21 protein-coding genes are annotated in these 19724 nt (G+C 60.4%); 11 read left to right on the top strand and 10 right to left on the bottom strand.

What is annotated here, in order from left to right:
• The first annotated feature begins 59 nt into the window (after nucleotides 1–59).
• Together iolB and CFB10_RS22040 are read left to right on the top strand one after the other, a co-directional pair.
• A complete protein-coding gene (gene iolB, locus CFB10_RS22050) occupies nucleotides 60–872 on the top strand; it encodes a 5-deoxy-glucuronate isomerase (RefSeq protein WP_020009061.1) in 813 nt (270 codons plus the stop codon).
• Nucleotides 873–1087: 215 nt separating this feature from the next.
• The gene (locus CFB10_RS22040; protein WP_020009062.1) at nucleotides 1088–2215 is read left to right on the top strand and encodes a Gfo/Idh/MocA family protein; all 1128 of its coding nucleotides are present in this window, start codon (nucleotides 1088–1090) and stop codon (nucleotides 2213–2215) included.
• A 232-nt stretch (nucleotides 2216–2447) separates the two neighbouring features.
• Here CFB10_RS22040 and CFB10_RS22035 read toward each other — a convergent pair whose 3' ends face one another.
• From CFB10_RS22035 to CFB10_RS22025, 3 genes are all read right to left on the bottom strand, one after another.
• Nucleotides 2448–3410, bottom strand: a complete 963-nt coding sequence (locus tag CFB10_RS22035) for a 2-hydroxyacid dehydrogenase (protein WP_026363374.1) — start codon at nucleotides 3408–3410, stop codon at nucleotides 2448–2450.
• A gap of 495 nt (nucleotides 3411–3905) precedes the next feature.
• Nucleotides 3906–4928, bottom strand: coding sequence for a LacI family DNA-binding transcriptional regulator (locus CFB10_RS22030; protein ID WP_003505469.1), 1023 nt, complete (start codon nucleotides 4926–4928; stop codon nucleotides 3906–3908).
• A gap of 133 nt (nucleotides 4929–5061) precedes the next feature.
• Nucleotides 5062–5571, bottom strand: coding sequence for a MarR family winged helix-turn-helix transcriptional regulator (locus CFB10_RS22025; protein ID WP_003505467.1), 510 nt, complete (start codon nucleotides 5569–5571; stop codon nucleotides 5062–5064).
• A 79-nt stretch (nucleotides 5572–5650) separates the two neighbouring features.
• On the opposite strand from CFB10_RS22025, the gene CFB10_RS22020 reads away from it, so the two are divergent.
• From CFB10_RS22020 to CFB10_RS22005, 3 genes are all read left to right on the top strand, one after another.
• A complete protein-coding gene (locus tag CFB10_RS22020) occupies nucleotides 5651–6451 on the top strand; it encodes a creatininase family protein (RefSeq protein ID WP_026363375.1) in 801 nt (266 codons plus the stop codon).
• Between the two features lie 113 nt (nucleotides 6452–6564).
• Entirely contained in the window at nucleotides 6565–7680 is a 1116-nt protein-coding gene (locus CFB10_RS22015; protein ID WP_020009065.1) for a GTP-binding protein, read from the top strand.
• 484 nt (nucleotides 7681–8164) lie between these two features.
• Nucleotides 8165–9157 carry a WD40 repeat domain-containing protein gene (locus tag CFB10_RS22005; RefSeq protein ID WP_020009067.1) on the top strand — a complete coding sequence of 331 codons (993 nt, stop codon included), beginning with the start codon at nucleotides 8165–8167 and terminating at the stop codon, nucleotides 9155–9157.
• Between the two features lie 188 nt (nucleotides 9158–9345).
• Here the strand turns inward: CFB10_RS22005 and CFB10_RS21995 are convergent, their stop codons facing one another.
• Both CFB10_RS21995 and CFB10_RS21990 read right to left on the bottom strand, forming a co-directional pair.
• Nucleotides 9346–10527, bottom strand: coding sequence for an MFS transporter (locus CFB10_RS21995; RefSeq protein ID WP_020009068.1), 1182 nt, complete (start codon nucleotides 10525–10527; stop codon nucleotides 9346–9348).
• Nucleotides 10528–10737: 210 nt separating this feature from the next.
• Entirely contained in the window at nucleotides 10738–11385 is a 648-nt protein-coding gene (locus CFB10_RS21990; RefSeq protein WP_020009069.1) for an outer membrane protein, read from the bottom strand.
• A gap of 269 nt (nucleotides 11386–11654) precedes the next feature.
• On the opposite strand from CFB10_RS21990, the gene CFB10_RS23870 reads away from it, so the two are divergent.
• Nucleotides 11655–11852 (top strand): hypothetical protein, encoded by a 198-nt coding sequence (locus tag CFB10_RS23870; protein WP_141097746.1) that lies wholly within the window; start codon nucleotides 11655–11657, stop codon nucleotides 11850–11852.
• 74 nt (nucleotides 11853–11926) lie between these two features.
• On the opposite strand, the gene CFB10_RS21985 is transcribed toward CFB10_RS23870, so the two are convergent.
• Nucleotides 11927–12214 carry a hypothetical protein gene (locus CFB10_RS21985; RefSeq protein ID WP_003505460.1) on the bottom strand — a complete coding sequence of 96 codons (288 nt, stop codon included), beginning with the start codon at nucleotides 12212–12214 and terminating at the stop codon, nucleotides 11927–11929.
• 270 nt (nucleotides 12215–12484) lie between these two features.
• On the opposite strand from CFB10_RS21985, the gene CFB10_RS21980 reads away from it, so the two are divergent.
• The 3 genes from CFB10_RS21980 (at nucleotide 12485) to CFB10_RS21970 (ending at nucleotide 15455) form a co-directional block, all read left to right on the top strand.
• The gene (locus CFB10_RS21980; RefSeq protein ID WP_020009070.1) at nucleotides 12485–13663 is read left to right on the top strand and encodes a hypothetical protein; all 1179 of its coding nucleotides are present in this window, start codon (nucleotides 12485–12487) and stop codon (nucleotides 13661–13663) included.
• A gap of 107 nt (nucleotides 13664–13770) precedes the next feature.
• Entirely contained in the window at nucleotides 13771–14412 is a 642-nt protein-coding gene (locus CFB10_RS21975; protein ID WP_020009071.1) for a DUF1007 family protein, read from the top strand.
• A complete protein-coding gene (locus CFB10_RS21970) occupies nucleotides 14406–15455 on the top strand; it encodes a nickel/cobalt transporter (RefSeq protein ID WP_020009072.1) in 1050 nt (349 codons plus the stop codon). Before CFB10_RS21975 ends, CFB10_RS21970 begins: the two co-directional genes overlap by 7 nt.
• Here the strand turns inward: CFB10_RS21970 and CFB10_RS21965 are convergent.
• From CFB10_RS21965 to CFB10_RS21950, 4 genes are all read right to left on the bottom strand, one after another.
• Entirely contained in the window at nucleotides 15446–15676 is a 231-nt protein-coding gene (locus CFB10_RS21965; protein WP_020009073.1) for a hypothetical protein, read from the bottom strand. The genes CFB10_RS21970 and CFB10_RS21965 overlap by 10 nt on opposite strands.
• Nucleotides 15669–16355: a GNAT family N-acetyltransferase gene (locus tag CFB10_RS21960; RefSeq protein WP_020009074.1), complete on the bottom strand. Its 687-nt coding sequence runs from the start codon at nucleotides 16353–16355 to the stop codon at nucleotides 15669–15671. Before CFB10_RS21960 ends, CFB10_RS21965 begins: the two co-directional genes overlap by 8 nt.
• A 273-nt stretch (nucleotides 16356–16628) precedes the next feature.
• Nucleotides 16629–17324: a tellurite resistance TerB family protein gene (locus CFB10_RS21955; RefSeq protein ID WP_003505454.1), complete on the bottom strand. Its 696-nt coding sequence runs from the start codon at nucleotides 17322–17324 to the stop codon at nucleotides 16629–16631.
• A 108-nt stretch (nucleotides 17325–17432) separates the two neighbouring features.
• On the bottom strand, nucleotides 17433–18071 hold the full coding sequence (locus tag CFB10_RS21950) for a 2-dehydro-3-deoxy-phosphogluconate aldolase (protein WP_020009075.1): 639 nt from the start codon (nucleotides 18069–18071) through the stop codon (nucleotides 17433–17435).
• A gap of 170 nt (nucleotides 18072–18241) precedes the next feature.
• Between CFB10_RS21950 and CFB10_RS21945 the strand changes: the two genes are divergently transcribed.
• Nucleotides 18242–18730 (top strand): CYTH domain-containing protein, encoded by a 489-nt coding sequence (locus CFB10_RS21945; RefSeq protein ID WP_003505452.1) that lies wholly within the window; start codon nucleotides 18242–18244, stop codon nucleotides 18728–18730.
• Nucleotides 18714–19622: a CHAD domain-containing protein gene (locus CFB10_RS21940; protein ID WP_020009076.1), complete on the top strand. Its 909-nt coding sequence runs from the start codon at nucleotides 18714–18716 to the stop codon at nucleotides 19620–19622. The genes CFB10_RS21945 and CFB10_RS21940 overlap by 17 nt, the downstream gene beginning before the upstream one ends.
• The last annotated feature ends 102 nt before the right edge of the window (nucleotides 19623–19724 follow it).

The raw sequence follows: 19724 nt of genomic DNA, 5'->3' as shown, positions 1-19724 counted from the left end.
AGGGAACGTCGGAACAGCCGCCCGATAAATTTTACGACTGACCAAAAAGGAACACCACCATGACCTCACTTCTGCGCAAGCCGGTCGCGACCAGCGGCAAGGTGCACGATATCACGCCCCAAAGCGCGGATTGGGGTTATGTCGGTTTCGGCCTCTACCGCCTGAAGCCGGGCGAAACGGCGGCGGAAAACACCGGCGATACGGAAGTCATCCTCGTGCTGGTCGAAGGCAAGGCGAAGATTTCCGCAGGCGGCAAGGAGTTCGGCGAACTTGGCGACCGCATGAATGTCTTCGAGCGCAAGCCGCCGCATTGCGTTTATGTTCCCGCCGGCTCTGACTGGTCGCTGACGGCGACGACCGACTGCACCGTCGGCGTCTGCACCGCACCCGGCGAAAAAGGCAGCCGTGAGGCGCAGCAGATTGGCCCAACCGGTGTGCAGCTGACCGAACGCGGCAAGGGCGCCAATACCCGTTATATCTTCCCCATCGCCATGGAAGAACGCGACGTGGCCGACAGCCTGCTGGTAACGGAGGTCTTCACGCCATCAGGCAACTGGTCGTCCTATCCGCCCCACCGGCATGATGAGGATAACTACCCCGACATGACCTATCTGGAAGAGACCTATTATCATCGCCTCAACCCGGCGCAGGGTTTCGGTTTCCAGCGTGTCTTCACTGAGGACGGCTCGCTGGACGAGACCATGGCGGTCTCGGATGGCGATGTCGTGCTCGTCCCGAAGGGCCATCACCCCTGCGGCGCGCCCTATGGTTACGAGATGTATTATCTGAACGTGATGGCGGGGCCGATGCGCAAATGGCGCTTCAAGAACCACCCGGATCACGACTGGATTTTCAAGCGGGATAATCCGTAATTCACTCACCTGTCCTCATTCCTGTGCTTGTCACAGGAATCCAGCCGGCGCGCGTCTGCGCGACGGGGAGAGTCTTCCCAGCCCAAGGACTTGGGCTGGCTGGATCCCTGTGACAAGCACAGGGATGAGGGCGGAGGGGCTTTGTTTCGCCTGCCACATTTCAATAAACGCTCAATACATTGATTTCATTATAAAACTCTCGGGAGGAAAATACCATGGCCGCTCTTGGCGTGGGCCTTATCGGCACGGGATACATGGGCAAATGCCACGCGCTCGCGTGGAACAATGTCACCAGCGTCTTCGGCGATGTGGAGCGCCCGCGCCTCGTGACGCTGGCGGAAGTCAATTCCGAACTGGCAGCAAAAAAGGCGGCCGAGTTCGGTTTTGCCCGCTCCACCGGCAATTGGCGCGATCTGCTTTCCGATCCCGAGATCGACGTCATCTCGGTCACCACGCCGAATGCGTTCCACCCGGAAATGGCCATTGCCGCCCTTGAGGCCGGCAAGCATGTCTGGTGCGAAAAGCCGATGGCGCCCGCCTTTGCCGATGCGGTAAAGATGCGCGATGCCGCCCGCCGTTCCGGCAAAGCGGCAGCCATGGGTTACAACTACATCCAGAACCCTGTCATCCGCCACATGCGCCGCCTGATCGACGAGGGCGCAATCGGCAGGGTCTATCACGTCCGCGCCGAAATGGACGAGGACTTCATGGCCGACGCTACCCAGCCCTTCTACTGGAAAAGCGAGGCGTCCTCCGGTTACGGCGCGCTGGACGATTTCGCCGTGCATCCGTTATCGCTGCTCTTTGCCCTGTTCGGCCATGCCGAAAGCGCCATCACCGATATGGTGAAACCCTATGAGACCCGCCCGCTTGCCGGCGGCGGCGAGCGCGCCGTCGAGACGCATGATCTTGCCAGCGTTCTCTTGAAGCTTGAGGGCGGCATTTCCGCCGTGCTCATCGCCAACCGCTCCGCCTGGGGCCGCAAGGGCCGCATCGCCATCCAGATTTATGGCTCCACCGGCTCGATCCTGTTCGACCAGGAGCGGATGAACGAATTCCAGCTCTACACCACGGACGGACGCCCCGAGGAGCAGGGTTTCAGAACCATCCTCACCGCCCCCCACCACAAGCCCTATGACCGCTTCATCCCCGCCCCCGGCCACGGCCTCGGCTTCAATGATCTGAAGGTGATCGAATGCCGCGAACTGATAGCGGCGATCGAGGGAAAGAAGGCCCATATCATCGATTTCGAGGAAGGGCTGAAGATCGAGCGCAGCATCCACGCCATGGCCCGGTCGTTTGCCGAAGGGCGCTGGGTGACGGCGGAGGAGATTGCGGAATAGGGACGGGTATGAGGTGAGCGCCAAGTTTCACCTCTTTCGTCATGCTCGGGCCTGTCCCGAGCACCTGCAACGCCTTGATTTTATTCGACGTGATTAGATCCTCGGCACAGGGCCGAGGATGACGTCGAGAGAATGTGCACCCCTCACCACCGACTTCAAGGGGACTGCAGCCTGTCTGGAAATTTAAACCGGGCAGCAGTGGGACAAGCCCGAGGATGACGCTGGAAAAGGATTACCCCTTGACCGGCGTTTCCGGCACCGGCGTCAGCACCGTGCCATCCCTGAACCAGCCGAGAATATTATCCGCCACCAGATCGGCCATCGCATTGCGCGTCGGAACCGAGGCGGAGGCGACGTGCGGCAGCAGGGAAACATTCGGCAGCGACAGGAAGGCTTCCGGCACCTTCGGCTCGGCATAGAACACGTCGAGGCCGGCAGCACCCACGGCACCACTCTTCAGAGCCTCCAGAAGCGCATCTTCATCGACGCTGGAACCGCGACCGACATTGATGAAAACGCCCTGCGGCCCGAGTGCGGAGAGGATTTCCGCATTGATTGCCTTATGCGTTTCCGGCGTGCCCGGCACAATGCAGATCAGGATGTCGACGGCTTCCGCCATCTCCTTCAGCGAACCGTAATAGGTATAGTTGAGGCCATCCCGCTTGCTGCGGGTGTGGTATCCGATCTCCACCTTGAAGGGCTCCAGCCGCTTGGCGATTTCCTGGCCGATACGGCCCATGCCGAAGAGACCCACCTTGCGGCCGCGCAGCGAGAAGGGAGAGAGGGCAAACGGCCCTTCGCCAACCCATTTGCCGTCACGCAGCCAGGTCTCGGCCTGATAGAGCCGGCGCACGGTATTGATCAACAGCGCAATCGTCGTATCGGCCACTTCATCGTTCAGCACGTCGGGCGTATTCGTCACCACGATGCCGCGCGTGGCGGCATGTTTGGCATCCACGCCATCATAACCCACACCGAAATTGGCGATGATCTCCAGCTTCGGCAACGCATCGATCCATTTGGCGTTGACGACGCCGGAAACGGCGACGGCATTGATGCGCTCCCCCGCACCCTCAGGCAGAACCGGCTCGGCGCCGGCAGGCACTGTCACGATCTCGACCTTGCCTTCGAGGCGTTCAAGAACGCGCGGGTTGATCTTGCCGGGAACGAGAACGACGGCCTTTTTGTCAGACATGAGCGGATATTCCTCCTGATAACATTCCAATAGCCGGAGCAGGCTTCAGGCGAACCTTTCGCCATCCCACTCCTCTGGGCGGCGATCTTTTCAAACAACGACGGCCGTGAAAAGGGCAATAAGGGGATGCTATGGGGGCAGACGGAAGTTTCATGCCAATTTTTTTGCGACACATGCACGTCCGTCATGCCGACCTGATCCGCCGGTATTCGGTATAAATCTCTTGAGAGGTTGCGCCTGAACGGAGGTCAAGCGCGAAGGATATGGTTTCTCGCGACGTCATCCTTGGGCTTGTCCAAGGACCTAATCACGTCGACAAAATCAAGACGTTGTAGATCCTCGGGAGCCCGAGGATGACGTCGGCGCAGGTGGCGGGACCATCTTCCTAAAAAAGAGTCCTTTCCCGCCGCGCGGACGCACCTCGGCTGGCTTTCGGGTCAAAGCGTGAGACGGGGAAGTGCGACGCCAAGACCACTCCTGCGCATCAGGTCAGGCTCACACCCGCGGCCGCACCGGCCCGGTCGATTGCCGGATACGCATTTCCGGCTTGATGAGGTGAATGCCGTCAGGCTCATGGCTGCCCGCCAGCCTGTCGAGCAATGCGCGGGCCGCTAAGCGCCCTACTTCGGCCTGGCCGTTGGAAACGGTGGTCAGCGCCGGGGTGGCGATCGCGGCTTCTTCCAGATCGTCGTAGCCGGTTACCGAGATATCGACACCCGGCACCAGACCCGCACGGGAAATGCCGTTCATGAGACCGATGGCGACGAGATCGTTCCAGCACACGGCGGCGGTCGGCTTCTGCGGCAGCGACAGGAAATGCACCGCCGCCTCGAACCCGCCCTGCTTGGAGCGCGGGCCGGGAATGCGCAGGTTCGGATCAACCTCGATGCCCGCCTTGCGCAGCGCATTGACGTAACCCTGGTAACGGTCACGGCCGGTCGAGGTCTGGTCCGTGCCGCCGACCATGGCGATGGTGCGGTGGCCGAGGCTGATCAGGTGGTTGGTGGCAAGCGAAATGCCGTAGCTGTCATCGCCGCGATAGGTCGGCATGTCGACGCCGTCCATCGAGCGCGCCACCAGAATGGCGGGCATGCCGTTTTCTTCGGCCAGCGTCATGTCCTCGATCGGCGTGCCGATGGCGGGCGACATGATGATGCCGTCGGAACCGAGCTGCAGCAGCGTCTCGATGAAGGTGCGCTGTTTTTCCACCGAATCATAATGGTTGGAAAGAATGAAGGTCTGGCGGCTGCGATCCAGCTCGCTTTCGATGGCTTTGAGGATTTCCCCGTAAAACGGGTTCATCACATCATGGAACACCACGCCGACAATGCCGGAGCGCGAGGTGCGCAGGCTGGCGGCGCGGCGGTTATAGATATAACCCAGCGCCCGCGCCTGTTCCTTGATCTTGTCCCGCGTATCGGCAGCGACCAGCGGGCTATCGCGCAATGCAAGAGAGATGGTGGCGGTCGAAAGACCGAGGCTTTCGGCAATCGTAGACAGTTTGACCTTTTGGGCCACGGCATTCCTCCCCAAACGCGTGTCACTGACGGATGTCTCCGTTTAAATTGCAATTAAACAATTTAAACAAAATCCGCAACCCGTTTAAGGAATACCCACAAAACAGATGGTTATTTTAAAAATTTCAACAAAATTATTGAAGATTGGCGTCGATTGCCTTGAGAAGTTTAACAACGTTGCGAATATCCTTGGCCGAAAGCCCTTCAATCGCCCTCGCTCCGCAATCGGCTATCGAGGTGTTGATGTGGTCGACGCTTTTCAGGCCCGTTTCCGTCAGCTTCACCAGCGTCACGCGGCCATCCTCGTCGTCGCCGCTGCGTTCCACGAAACCCTGGGCTTCCATGCGGCCGATGGTGCGCGTCATGGTGGGCGCCTTGACGCCGAGTTTCTGCGCGATCTGGCCCGGCGTCAGGCTGCCTTCCTGCGCCAGCGCCAGGATGACGCCGTCCTGCCCGGCATAAAGCCCGCTTTCGGCAAGGCTGTGGCTCAGCGCCGTGCGCATGGAGCGGGCGGCCTGGGTAATGGATTGCGCCAGCTCCTCGGGGTTGAAGTTCTCATCCCTCTTTTTGGCGTCCTTTACCTTCTTGCCGCCCTTTTCCTTCTTGGCGCTTTTGTCCTTATGCCCGGATTTGTCCTTGCTCATATGCGAGTGCCTTTTACCCTGTGGCGGAACCGATATATGTTGCTGGAAATCCTTACCGAATACACGCGCGGACTGCCAGATGCCAAACTCATACACGCATTATCACGACGAAAACGTAACAGACCCTCATCTTCGCGCAACAGGTGCAATTTCCGTGCTGCCGCTCGGCGCGCATGAACAGCACGGCCCCCACCTGCCCTTCGAGACCGATACGCTGATTGCCGAAGGCATTGTCGCCCGCCTCGCCGCCGCCCTGCCCCGCCATCTGCCTGTCTCCTTCCTGCCGGTGGAACCGGTCGGGTATTCCATCGAACACATGAATGCGCCGGGCACGAAGACCTTGCGTTACGACGAGGCGATTGAGCGCTGGCTCGGCATTGCCGAGGCGGAATATAAAAAGGGCGTGCGTAAATTCGTGATGCTGAACGCCCATGGCGGCAATTCACCGCTGATGACCATTGTCGCCACCGAGGCCCGCGCCCGTTTCGGCATGCTGGCGGTCGCCACAAGCTGGACCCGGTTCGGCGTGCCGGCCGATATCGTGAAGCCGCAGGACAAGGCGGTCGACATTCATGGCGGCGATATCGAGACATCGGTCATGCTGGCGCTTCACCCCGAACGGGTGGCGATGCAGAAGGCCGCAAACTTTCCCTCCCGCCAGAGCGATTTCGCCAGCCGCTTCAAACATCTGCGCGCCTATGGTCCACACGCCTTCGGCTGGCTGATGAGCGATCTGAACCCCGACGGCGTTGCCGGAAACGCCGCCGCCGCGACAGCGGAAAAGGGCGAAAGGCTGATTTCCCACGCCGTAAAAGGCCTTGTCGAACTGCTTGAAGATATCCACGCTTTTGACATAACGTTATTTCATAACAAAATTTGAGTGCCATGGCCGAATTCGGCCAAAATCTCTTTGAACTGCCAGGACGTCACGCCTATATGGACGACGACACATCTTCCTGAGGCCTGACGGCCTCTCTCCACGCGGGGTTTTCCATGACCGAAACAGCTATAGCCAAGCCCATTCCAGTCACCGTCCTGACGGGATATCTCGGCGCCGGCAAAACGACGCTTCTCAACCGCATTCTCTCCGAGAACCACGGCAAGAAATACGCTGTCATCGTCAATGAATTCGGCGAGATCGGCATCGACAACGATCTGATCGTCGAGTCTGATGAAGAAATCTACGAAATGAACAATGGCTGCGTGTGCTGCACGGTGCGCGGCGATTTGATCCGCGTCGTGGAGGGCCTGATGCGCCGCCCCGGCCGTTTCGACGGCATCATCGTTGAAACGACAGGCCTTGCCGATCCGGTTCCCGTCGCCCAGACCTTCTTCATGGATGACGACGTGCGCGCCAAGACCGAGCTTGACGCCGTTGTGGCGCTGGTCGATGCCAAGCACCTGCCGCTGCGCCTGAAGGACAGCCGCGAGGCTGAAGACCAGATCGCCTTTGCCGATGTCGTCGTCGTCAACAAGACCGATCTCGTTTCGCCTGAGGAAGTGGCCCGCATCGAGGATATCGTGCGCGCCATCAATCCTTCCGCGCGCATCTACAAGACCACCCGGTCCGGTGTCGATCTTGCCCGTGTTCTCGATCAGGGCGCCTTCAATCTGGAGCGCGCGCTGGAAAACGATCCGCACTTCCTCGAGCACGGCCATGACGACCACGTCTGCGGCCCCGATTGCGACCATCACCACCACGATCATGATCACCATCATCACGACCATGACCACGATCACGGGCATCACCACCACGATCACGACCATGGGCACGATCACCACCACGGCGCGGTTTCGCCGATCCATGACGTGACGGTGCAGTCGGTCTCGCTGCGCGGCGGCGAGATGAACCCCGAACGCTTCTTCCCGTGGATCCAGAAGGTCACCCAGACCGACGGCCCGAACATCCTGCGCCTCAAGGGCATCATCGCCTTCAAGGGCGATGCCGAGCGTTACGTGGTGCAGGGCGTGCACATGATCATCGAGGGCGACCACCAGCGCCCGTGGAAGGAAGACGAAAAGCGCGAAAGCCGCCTCGTCTTCATCGGTCGCGAACTGGACCGCGAGAAGCTGGAAAAGAGCTTCAACGCCTGCCTCGCGACGGCCTGATCCTTATCCCTCCGTCACCCCGGCCCTGAGCCGGGGTGCGGCTGCGTCCGTCATCCGCCCGACGCGCGTTCTTCGACACCCTACACGGCGGTTGAAAATCATTGACACTCCGGCGCTCCGGGCTCACCCCCCTCTGTCCTGCCGGACATCTCCCCCTCAAGGGGGGAGATCGGCAAGACGCTCTCTTGTCACTTCATTCTCGACCGTCGAGAGGTGCGAAACCTCGCCACGGAACGATCTCCCCCTTGAGGGGGAGATGTCCGGCAGGACAGAGGGGGGTGAGCCCGGAGCGCCGGAGTGTCAATGATTTTCAACTGCCGTGTAGGGTGGTTCCTCTACCACAAATCGCTCTATCTCCTTGATTTCACGAATCGTCCGAACGTAAAAGCGGTTCCGCTTTTGCCCGAAATGTTTTAGAACCATGCCTGCCGCCGGGGTCGACATCGTCACCCCATCCGACACAGATACGAAAGACCGATGCCCCATGCCGACTGTTGCCCCGCTTGATATCGAAGGCCACGTGGTCTCGACCCATTTTCTCGGCGACATTCCCCTGTTTGCCACCGCCGCCGGCACCATTCACCTGCTGGATGGCGGAGAGAAGGTGACAGAGGCGCATGACGGGCTTCTGACCTGCATTCGCGATCCCTACAGCGCCACGCTGCTTTCCGGCGGCGAAGACGGCCGTGTGCTGCGCATCGGCCATGATGGCAGCATCAGCGAGCTCGCCAATGTGCCGCGCAAATGGGTGGGCGTCGTTGCCGGCGGGCCGCAGAAGGCGGTGGCTTATGGCGTCGGCAAATCCAGCTTCGTGCGGCTATCCGACGGTACGGTCAAGGAATTCAAGGAAGAGCGCACGGTGGAGGCCATCGCCTTTGCGCCCAAGGGCCTGCGCATTGCGGTGGCCCGTTATAACGGCGTGACGCTGCATTGGGTGGCAAGCGCGGGAGATCCGGTCGATCTGGAATGGAAGGGCGCGCATACCGGCGTCACCTTCTCGCCCGATGGCAAGTTCCTCGTCACCACCATGCAGGAAAACGCCCTGCATGGCTGGAAGATGGAAGCGACCAAGGGCGGCATGGAAGCCCGCCACATGCGCATGACCGGTTATCCCGCCAAGGTGAAATCCATTTCCTGGTCGGCAAAGGGCAAATGGCTCGCCTCATCAGGTGCGCCCGCCGCCATTGTCTGGCCATTTGCCGGCAAGGACGGCCCGATGGGCAAGGCTCCGGAAGAACTCGGCAGCCGCGCCAACATCATGGTCACCAATGTCGCCTTCCACCCCGTGGAAGACGTGCTCGCCATCGGCTTCATCGACGGTATGATTCTTGGTGTGCGCCTGGCCGACGGCAAGGAAGCCCTGCTTCGCCGCCCCGGCAAGGGCGCCATTACAGCCATGGACTGGAGCGCCACCGGCAAGCTGCTCGCCTTCGCCTCGGAAGCGGGCGATTGCGGGATCATCGATATTTCGGCGTGAGGGCCAACACCCTGCCCCTCATTCCTGTGCTTGTCACAGGAATCCAGCTGACGCGCGTCTGCGCGGCGAGAGACCTCTTTTTTCAGCCCAAGGACTTGGGCTGACTGGATTCCTGTGACAAGCACAGGAATGAGGGATGATCGGGCCGCAAGGCCAGATGAAATCCTCCCTACCCCCGCCCGAACACCCTAATCCGCCACCTGCCGCCGCGTCAGAAACAAGAGCAGCAGCGCAGCACCCGCACCGACCGAAGCAAGCCGGATCGAGGTGCCGAAGCTTGCATATTGCGACACGAACCCCATCAGCGGCACCGCAAAAAGTGCTGCAAGGAAGATCGAATTCATGTAGAGCGCCGTCGCCCGCGCCGTGCGCCCGCGGGCAAAGCCCTGCACGAAGGTGAGAGATGTGCCGGCGAAAAGGCCGTAATAGGAACCTTCCATGGCAGCCCCCACCAGCATGGCCGGCAGGGTCGTGACCGAAGCGATGATGTTGAAAGCAACGATCGCCGTCACCGCCGCGATGCTCAGAAGCAGCCGCGCGCTGATCCGGCGCATGATCCTCGGCGCGAGCAGGATAAGCAGGACTTCCATGGCGCATTTGACGCTGAGCGACAGGCCCGGCGCATAGTCCGGCAGGCCCACCTCACGCACCAGAAATACCGGCAGGGCCGAGGCGCAGAGAGCATGGGCGAAAGACATGCAGAAACTGGCCGTCGCCGCCATCAGCAGCGGCAGGTTGCGCCCCGCATCGGCTCCGCCCTCATCCCGCCGCTCCATCGGGCAGGTCTGCCCACGCGGCACGATGGCAAACGCAAGCGCCCCCCAGATGGCCGCCATCAGCATGGCATTCACGAAGACGGCTTTTGCGCCGGCGAGATCAACGATCAGGAAAGCTGCAGCCGGCAGCAGCATCCAGGCCAGCGACACCGTCATTCTGAGGAAGGCGTTATAAGCGGTGGTATCGAGCGCCTCGACCCGGCCATGATAACGGCCGTAACTGAAGACGAGGGTGGTGGCGGCGTTGGAAAGCCCCATGCCCGTCGCCGTTACCGCAACCAGCAGCGCCAGATGCCCGAAACTTGCGGCCGCCGCCGCCACGAAGGCGCCTGCGACGGAAAGCATGAGCAGCGGCCTGATCCGCACGCCGGAATCCACCCGCTCGCCATAAAGACGGCTGGCAGCGATGGAGGCCAGCGCCGCCGTTACACTGTAAAGACCAAGCGTCGCCGGCGGATGGCCGAGCACCTGGATGATGTAGAACCCGATAAACGGCACGATGGCCGCATTTGTGCTGCCGGCGATGAAAACCAGCAACGCGATCAAATAGGCCTGACGGTCAAAAGCGCCCGGCGAAGTGCTTTTCTGTAGCATGGGAATCGACTGGAGACTGGCAAGCGGGAGTGGAGTGGAACCCACCATCACATCAAAACGGCCCGCTGTTCAAGCCTGCGCGGAAGGCAATGCGCGTTTTCGTTTCCGGCGGAACGCCTTCAAGTTTCGCCGGATCGATGCCGGCGCCACCGCATCAGGCGTGTGGGGCGTCGCAACGCTGCGCCGCCCCTGTCGAAAACGGAATAACCGTCAGAACTTCACGCCAAGTCCAACCTTGACGACGTGTTCGCTGACATCACCGGTCGAAGTGATCGGACCGGTATGGTAGGTTGCCTTGCCGAAATCGTTGTAACGATATTCGACGCGCCCGAACAGGTTGTTGGTGAAGGCATAGTCGACGCCCGCGCCAACCGTCCAGCCGTGCAGGACCTTGCTGTCCTGACCGAACGGGGCTTTGACTTCGCTGTCCGTCGCGGTGTAGCCGGCGGCGGTATAGATCAGCGCGCGGTCGATCGCGTAACCGGCGCGCAGGCGCGCAGAGCCGTTCAGGCCTGCCGAAACCTCGCTGGTGACAATGGTCTTGTCTCCCCAGGCGTAACCGAGATCGCCTTCAACGCCAAGAATGACGGAGGGGGCAACTTCGGCATTATAGCCTGCGAAACCGGAAAAACGGCCGCCGTCAAATTCATGTTTCGTGGTGACGCCAAAAGTCGTCGACTTGACCCGGTTCCAGCCGTAACCCGCAGACGCACCGAGATAAACACCATCCCAGGAAAAGGCGGGCGCAACGTCGTTGACAACAGGTGCGGACGGAATATCGCTGACGGCGTCGGCGGCAGCGGCCACGCCGGAGAGAACGCCGAGCAGGCCGAGCGCGAGAAGAGATTGTTTCAACATGCGATAGCTCCTTGAAAATAACATCCCGTCACCTGCGGGCTGCGAGTATTTCGCGACCAGAAGCGCAGCATCATGACGGGGTTAGCGCACCCACAGATTGAAGAACATCGTGGTTAAAATCGCGTAAATAGCTTAGACAAAAAGGCCGCCGCGGAACGTATTCCCATTAATATCTGCAATATTTACCAAATATAAACCGGAATTCACGCGGACATTCATAGGGCGTCCGCTCTGCCGCAACTGGGCTCTCACGACTTCACAAAACCATCATGAGTAGTGGTCTTCAGGCACTTTTGTGTGGGTCGTTCCTGTCGGCGACCCGGACAAAAAAAGAGGGCCGCAAGGCCCCCTTCCAGTCATGCGATGCGCCGTTTGTTCTTGCCGGAAATGCCATGCGTCAAACACACGCAACTCGTGGTTCATTGCTGGCTTATGCGCTGCGCATCGTTCGCGTCGAAAATCCCTGATGATTTTCGAACTGTTTCGCTGGAGCGGGATGGAGAAAAGCCCGATGGTTTCGCCATCCCGCTTCATGTTTCGGTTAGTGCCGGCGCTTCTTGCCGCCGTCATTCTTGTTGTCGATGACATCGACTGACGTCTTGTTGCCGTTCAGCAGGCCGTTCAGGATGCCGGTCTTGTTGCCGTTCAGAATCCCGTTATTGGACAGGATGCCGCTGACGCCGAGATCGATGCTCGGCGAGACGACGACAAGGGCGCCGCCCTTGTTGCTGTTGCCGGACAGGATGCCACCCAGAAGACCGCCCGCATTGGCCTGACCAACGGAAGCGACAGTAAGAATAGCGGCTACACAAGCGAACTTTGCAATCATTTCTCTCTCCTCTTTTGTTTGATCACGCCATCTGGCGTAACTGAACTGTATATTTAGAGGATTCTAATTCAAGCAAAGGCTAATATTACAATAAACAGTTAACTTTAATACTGGTGATTTTAATAGAATTTTACATATCGTCTTTTCGAACCCGCCATCTCTATTTTGACATAGACGCCATGAGTTTCAGTTACGAAAGTAAAACGGTGCGGGAGACTTTATTAACCATCCAAATATAAGATATTGCTTAATTAGCGACCGGAGATGCGAATGCGGCTGGGGGGATATATCGCGCTTGTTCTCGGCCTTGCCTGCGCCTGCGGCGCGCGGGCGGGTGAAAAGGCTGATGAGCATAATGTCACCTATAAGTCCGGTATTGCTTATGACACCAATTATTTCGCCGACACCAACAGGCTGAGCGCAATTTCGCTGCGCGCCGGCTTCGGGCTCAACGGCAAGGTCGTGCTTGATGGTGCGGAGCTGCGTTATTCGCTCGAACACGAGGAAGTCCGCCTCCCCCGTTACCGCTTCGCCAATGAACACAACACCATCGCGGCGCTGGGACTGACGAAACGGTTTTCCGAAAAGCTGGAATGGGCCATCGAGCTGCGCGGCACCCGCAGCGATGCCGGCGATATCTTCCTGCATCTGCCCGAAGAAGACATTGGTTACCGGCAGCTCGATCACAAGCTGGAGGCCTCTTCCCAGCTTGGCGTCCTTGCGCTCGGCGGCAAGAACACGCTGACGGCAAGCTTCGCCAGCCTGATGAAGGGCAAGGCGCGGTTCCGTCCGGCCTATTTCATGCCCACCCGGCTGGAGGCAAACGAGGCGCTTTTATCGCTGAAGGCCGAACATGCGCGGCCGCTGGCCGGCGGCGAGGCGGGCCTGACGCTTGCTTATGACCGTATCGTCGTGCCCGAGGGGCAACAGGAAAAATATGAGCGTTTCCCCGCCAATACGCTGCGCGGCTCGCTGGCCTATGGCTACAAGTTCTCCGATCGCTTCGCGGTTCTGGCCGAGGCGGGCTTCACATCCATTTCCGGTGATGAGATCAGCGACAAGGTAAAGCGTACCCGGCCCTATCTCCGGGCTGAAGCCGAGGTGAAGGCCACCGAGCGCATCGCCTTCGGCGTCGGCTATTCGCAGGACTATGCGCTTTTCGATCCGGATGATCCGATTGCCGAGTTTCACCGTCGCTGGCAACTCGTCATGAAAAGCCGGCTCACCGAAAAGGTCGGGCTCGATCTTGCGTTGAACCGGGTCCACAAGGACTGGATCTATTATAATTACGATACCAGCGAGCGAAGACTGGTCGCAACGCTGTCCTTCGATACCGGCAAGAACAGCAAGCTGGAGCTGGAGTTCAACCGCCTGCTGCATGGTGAGCGCGACACCGACCTCGCCTATAGCGGCTCCAGCATCACCTCGCGTTTCAGCGGCACCTTCTGAAATTCCCTGGCGACCCGCGCGAAGGATCAGACGCATCAGGTCGAAATTCGGTCCCAATTTCTGCTAGAGTCGGGTCTTCAAGATTCGAAGGCAGGACAGACCGGATAATGAACAGACGCTTTTTGCTCCTCGCGGCCGGCCTCGCCTGCGTTCCTGTCGCCGCGGCTGCGCATCCGCACATCTTTGCCGAAGCCCGGATGGAAATCGTCGAGGGGCCTAACGGCACCGTTCAGGAAGTGCGCAATATCTGGCGTTTTGACGAGATGTTTTCGGCAAGCGTGGTGATGGATTACGACAAGAACAGCGATCTGAAGCTGGACAAGGACGAGCTGGCCGAGATCGGCAATACGGTGCTGGAATCGCTCGCCGAATATTCCTATTACACCTTCATCACCGCCAATGGAAAACCGGTGGAGTTTTCCAAGCCCGACGCCATTCACGTGGACTACAAGGACCAGCAGATTCTGATGTTCTTCTCCGTGAAGCCGACCAAGCCGCTCGCTGTCAAGGGCAAGCTCAGCTTCGGCGCCTGGGATCCAACCATGTACACGGCGATCGATTTCGCCAAGGACAGCGATATCGCGACGCAGGGCAAGGATCTGAACGCCTGCAAGCATCATATCATCCGCCCCGATCCCGACGAGGTGATCTCGCAGAACCAGAGTTCGCTGACCGACGCCTTTTTCAACGATCCGACCGGCACCGACATGACCAAGCTCTTCGCCACTCGGCTGGAGGTCTCATGCTGAGGAGCCGGGCACACCTTGCCGCCGTCGCCATCGGCCTCATCGCCGTGGCCGGTGTCGCCCATGCGCAGTCGCCGCTCGGCATCGGTTCGGCCGAGCCTTCCTTTTACGTCGGCGGCCCGTTTGCGCCGCTGATGCAATGGATCAACGTGCACCAGCAGATGTTTTACCGGGCGCTGACCGGCGCGTTGAAGGCCATGCGCGAGGACAGCTGGGCGCTCGGTTCGCTGATCGGCCTTTCCTTTGCTTATGGCGTTTTCCATGCCGCCGGCCCCGGCCACGGCAAGGCGGTCATTTCGTCCTACATGATCGCCAATGAAACGCAGCTGAAACGCGGCATTCTCATTTCTTTCGTTTCGGCGCTCATTCAGGGTTTGATGGCCATTGGCCTTGTAGGCGCCGCCTGGCTGGTGCTGCGCGGCACCTCCATCACCATGACCAAGGCGACGCAGGCGATGGAGATCGCCAGCTTCGCGATGGTGGCGCTGTTCGGCGCCTGGCTGCTGGTGCGAAAGCTCTGGTCGCTGCGTATCCGGCGCGAGCCGGTCGCCGTTTTTGCTGCAGCAGGTGAAGCCACGGCCGGCAGAACCACCGGCATGGGCACCGGGCTGCGCTTTCAGGGCAAGCCGGTTTTCGCAGATCATGAGCATAACGGCACGGGTGATCTCTGCAACGCCTGCGGAAAGTCCCATGCGCCGGACCCCATGCTGTTGAAGGGCAAGAACTTCAGCCTGCATGAAGCATGGTCAGCCATCATCGCGGTCGGCCTCCGGCCATGCTCGGGCGCGATCATCGTCATGAGCTTTGCGCTTCTCAACGGGCTTTATCTCGGCGGCGTGCTCTCCGTGCTCGCCATGTCGCTCGGCACCGCCATAACAGTGTCGGCCCTCGCCATCATGGCCGTCTCGGCCAAAGGGCTCGCCGTGCGTTTCGCCGGCCCCGGCAGCCGCAAGGCGGCCGGCGTCAGCCATGCGATCGAAATCGCCGGCGCGCTTTTCGTGCTGATCATGGGGCTGCTGCTGCTCGGCGCTTCGCTTCAGTTCTGATCATCGCGGCGGCGCTGGTAACGGGCGCGCAGCCAGAACAGCAGGAAGAAACACAGCACGGCAACCGCGCCGAAGGCGGCGGCGAGCCAGGGCGAATAATCGCCCAGCCACAGCATGATCTTCGGCATGACGAAGAACACGAGCCCAAAACCGACGATGATAAGGGCGGCGGCAATGGCCGGCGACCTGTCCTTTTTCCCTGATGTCGGCGTTTCAGGCATTGGCAAGCTCCGCGCGAATATCCTCAAGCTTGCGCTTCTGCACCCCGTCGGCTGCAAAATTGTCAGGCGACAGCCACGCTTCGAAGGCCTTGCCGATCAGCGGCCATTCGCCGTCGATCATCGAAAACCACGCCGTATCGCGATTTTGCCCCTTCGAGATCATGTGCTGGCGGAAGACGCCCTCGAAGGTGAAGCCATAACGCTTCGCCGTGATCTTGGAGGGTTCGTTTTCATTGTGGCATTTCCACTCGTAACGGCGATACCCCAGATCCTCGAAAACATGTTTCGCCATCAGGTAATGCGCTTCGGTGGCAAGAGGCGAGCGCTTCATCTTCGCGCCATGGGCGACGGAGCCCACCTCGACCACGCCATTGGCCGGATCAGGCCGCATATAGCTCGCCATGCCGACGATATCGCCGGTCGTGTTTTCAACGAAGACCAGCGTAACCCAGTTGAGCCTCTCGCCAGCGCTGATCAGCCAGTCGCCAAAGGCGTCGGCATCAGGGAAGGCGTTTTGCGGGAAATATTTGAGAAGCGCATTGGTGCCCTCGCCGCCAAGGGCTGACCAGAGCTTTGCGAGATGTTTTTCACGATCAAACGGCTCGGCCGTGACGTAGCGGCCCTTCAACACCACCGGCTGCGGCGGCGGACATCCCTTAAAATCACTCAGATCGCGCATTCTCTTCCCCATTTGCTGGGAGAAGGATTAGGGCAAGCGGGGCGGGATGACAACAGTGCATGTGGGGTGGGATGCGGTGGTCTCGGCGGCTGTGGTTCACCCCCCTCTGCCCTGCCGGGCATCTCCCCCTCAAGGGGGGGGAGATCGGCAGGAGGCACTACCACCACTTCATTTGCAAATGTTGAGACAGGCGGAACATAACCGCTTGTCGATCTCCCCCCTTGAGGGGGAGATGCCCGGCAGGGCAGAGGGGGGTGAGCCCCAAACTCCGACCTAGACCTTCGCCGCCACCACCGTCGCTTCGATATGGTCCACCAGCGCATCCGGCAACCCAAGCCGGCCGGCAAGCAGGTCGAGATACCCCCGCTCCGCCCGCGTATCGGCCTCAATGGCAAGGCGCGAGGCGGTGTAAAGCTCAACCTTCTGCTCTTCCGTGCGGGCGGCGGCCACCAGCGCGTCGATGTCGAGCGGATCGGCCAGTTCCTTTTCGAGGAACCGCTCGGCTTCATCATCGATGCCGGAGACCTGCACCTTGTCCATGATATTGGCGCGCTCCTTCTCATCGATATGACCATCGGCCTTCGCGGCGGCGATCATCGCCTGGATGAGTTTCAGCGCGAAATCATTTGAAAGGGCCGGCGATTGCGGGTGAAAGGCGGAATCGGCGGGCGGGGCGAGAAGCTCCGGCTCGGGTTTCGGCGCGGCTTCCGGGGCCTGGCCGGACTTGTAATTCTTGTAGGCGAGATAACCGAGGCCGGCGATCGCAGCCACACCGCCGATGGTGGCGACATTGCCGGCGAGCTTGCGGCCGGTCTTGGTGCCTAAGATGGCGGCGGCGAGCGCACCGGCCTTCAGGGGATTGTTTTTGGCGATATCGGCGGCCTGCCCGGCTCTGTCACGGACGCTTCCCGAAAGGCCCGGCACCTGAGAGCCGAGGAATTGTTCAAGAAGCTTCTTGGCGTCGAACATCAAAATCTCCTGTAAAGGTCAAATCTACAGGGGAAATAGGAAGTCGTGGGCCGAATACAAATGTCAAACCCGCTCACGCCTTCGTGAACGGGTTTGACGGGACGCAAATCAGGCGCGCAGTGCGGCGGCTTCGGCGGCAAGCTTGGTGATGCCCGCCCAGTCACCGGTCGCCACCAGTTCGCGCGGGGCAACCCAGGAACCGCCGACGCAGACGACGTTCGGCAGGGAGAGATAATCATTGGCGTTCTTGAGCGACACGCTGCCGGTCGGGCAGAACATGGTGCCGGCGAGCGGTGAAGACAGCGCCTTGAGGTAAGGTGCGCCGCCAGCCTGTTCGGCCGGGAAGAACTTCAGCACTTTATAACCCTCGTCGCGCAGCGCCATGACTTCGCTGGCTGTGGCCGCACCCGGAAGCAGCGGCACCTTGGAACCGCGCGCGGCTTCCAGCACGCTTTTATTGATGCCGGGGCTGACGATGAAGGTGGAGCCGGCTTCGGCCGCCGCTTCGAAATCCTTCGCGTTGAGAATGGTGCCTGCGCCGACATTGGCGCCCTCCACTTCCGCTGCAACCGCGCGGATGGCGTCGAGCGCCGCCGGCGTGCGCATGGTGATCTCGATCGCCTTCAGGCCGCCTGCGACCAAAGCGCGCGCCAAATGCACGGCGGAAGCGGCGTCATCCACGATCAGCACCGGCACGACCGGCTGGAGCTTGAGGATGGAGAGCAGTTTTTCGGAGTCCTGGGCCAAGATGAGCCTCCTTGCGCGTTTGAAACGATTGAAATTCCGTCTACGAATTAGCCTGCCTCGGCTTTCATGTCGAGGCGCGCCAGCCGCATTTTTATCCAGATACTTCAATCAATTCGCTTCATCATAATGTCATAGTGCGATAATCTGCAGCACCAGTTCGCGGAGACAGCATGGCCAAGGAAATTGAACGGAAGTTTCTGGTTGCAGGCGGTGAATGGCGTAATGAGGTAACGCATAGCATGGCTTTCCGGCAGGCATATGTCGCCTCGGTGGAAGACCGTTCGGTTCGGGTGAGGATCGTCGACCAGCGTGACGCGACCCTGACCATCAAGATCGGCGCAAGCGCGCTTGTCCGCGACGAATATGAATATTCCATACCCCTCAAGGATGCCGAAGAGCTGATGGCAAGCGCGCCGGGCGTGGTGATCGAGAAAACCCGCCACACCGTCGATCACGGCGGCTTCACCTGGGAGGTGGATGTTTTCGAAGGGAAATATCACGGGCTGATCGTGGCGGAAGTGGAAATGAATGACGAGAATGCCGATCCCGCTCTGCCGTCATGGCTGGGCCGGGAAGTAACCGGAGACAAGCGTTTCTCCAACCAGTCGCTCGCCATGGACTGTCCGAACGGAGACCTGTCGGATGCCCTTCAGAATTGATCCGAAAAAGCCCTTCGACGACGAAATCCGTCGCGCCGGGCTGGAACTGATCGACGATGCGATCACGATCCTGCGCGATCAGCCATCGGGATCGCACGAGGCGGTGCACGACGCCCGCAAACGCTTCAAGCGGCTGCGCGCCCTCTACCGCCTCATCCGCGAGGCGGCGCCGGATTTCGGCCGCGAGGAAAATGCCCGTATTCGCGATATCGCCCGCTCCCTCGCCTTTGCGCGGGATGCGACAGCGCTGGTGGAGACGGCGGAATATCTCGATGCCTTCGCGCGCTCGGACGCGCAGGGCGAAGCGTTGCGATCGATCACCGCGATGCTGCGCACACGCCGCGACGACGCCATAGAACATGAAGCGGGTCTCGACGAGGCCATTGCCGCCGCCATCGCTGGCTGCCGGGAAGCGCGCAGGAAGCTCGAAGCGCTGTCGCTGCCGGATGAGTTGAAAGACACCGCCCGGCTGATAAGAACCGCCTGGGCGAAACAGCGAAAAAGGGCGCGCAAGGCGCTCACCGATTGCCACGAGCAGGCCGACGTCGAACATTTCCACGAATTGCGCAAGGCGGGGCAGGCCTACTGGATGCATCTCGGCCTGATGCGCCGCCTCTGGCCTTCCGCCATGCGCGCCAAGCGGGCCGATACCAAGCGGCTGGTGGATATTCTTGGCCACGAGCACGATCTTTCGGTTCTCGCCGCCGTCGCCGACCGCGAGCCGGACCGGTTCGGCAATGGCGAGCGGCTGGCCCTGCTGCTTGACGCCATCATCCAGCGGCAGCAGGCGCTGCGCGCGGAAGGCCTTGCGCTGGCAGGCGAGGTCTTTTCCGAATCCGCCCGCACCGAAAGCCGCATCGTCGGCCTGCTGTGGCGGCGGGCGGCCAAATAGGCTGGAGACGGCGTGAAAACGTCCCGCCGGGCTCGGCGTCATCCTCGGGCTTGTCCCGAGGATCTGCAACGTTTCGATTTTGCGCGACGTGATTGGATCCTT

The sequence above is a fragment of the Agrobacterium sp. 719_389 genome, from assembly GCF_900188475.1.
Classification (GTDB): Bacteria; Pseudomonadota; Alphaproteobacteria; order Rhizobiales; family Rhizobiaceae; genus Agrobacterium; species Agrobacterium radiobacter.
The sequence above is the reverse complement of the archived record's forward strand: the minus strand, read 5'-3'. Positions and strand labels throughout refer to the sequence as shown.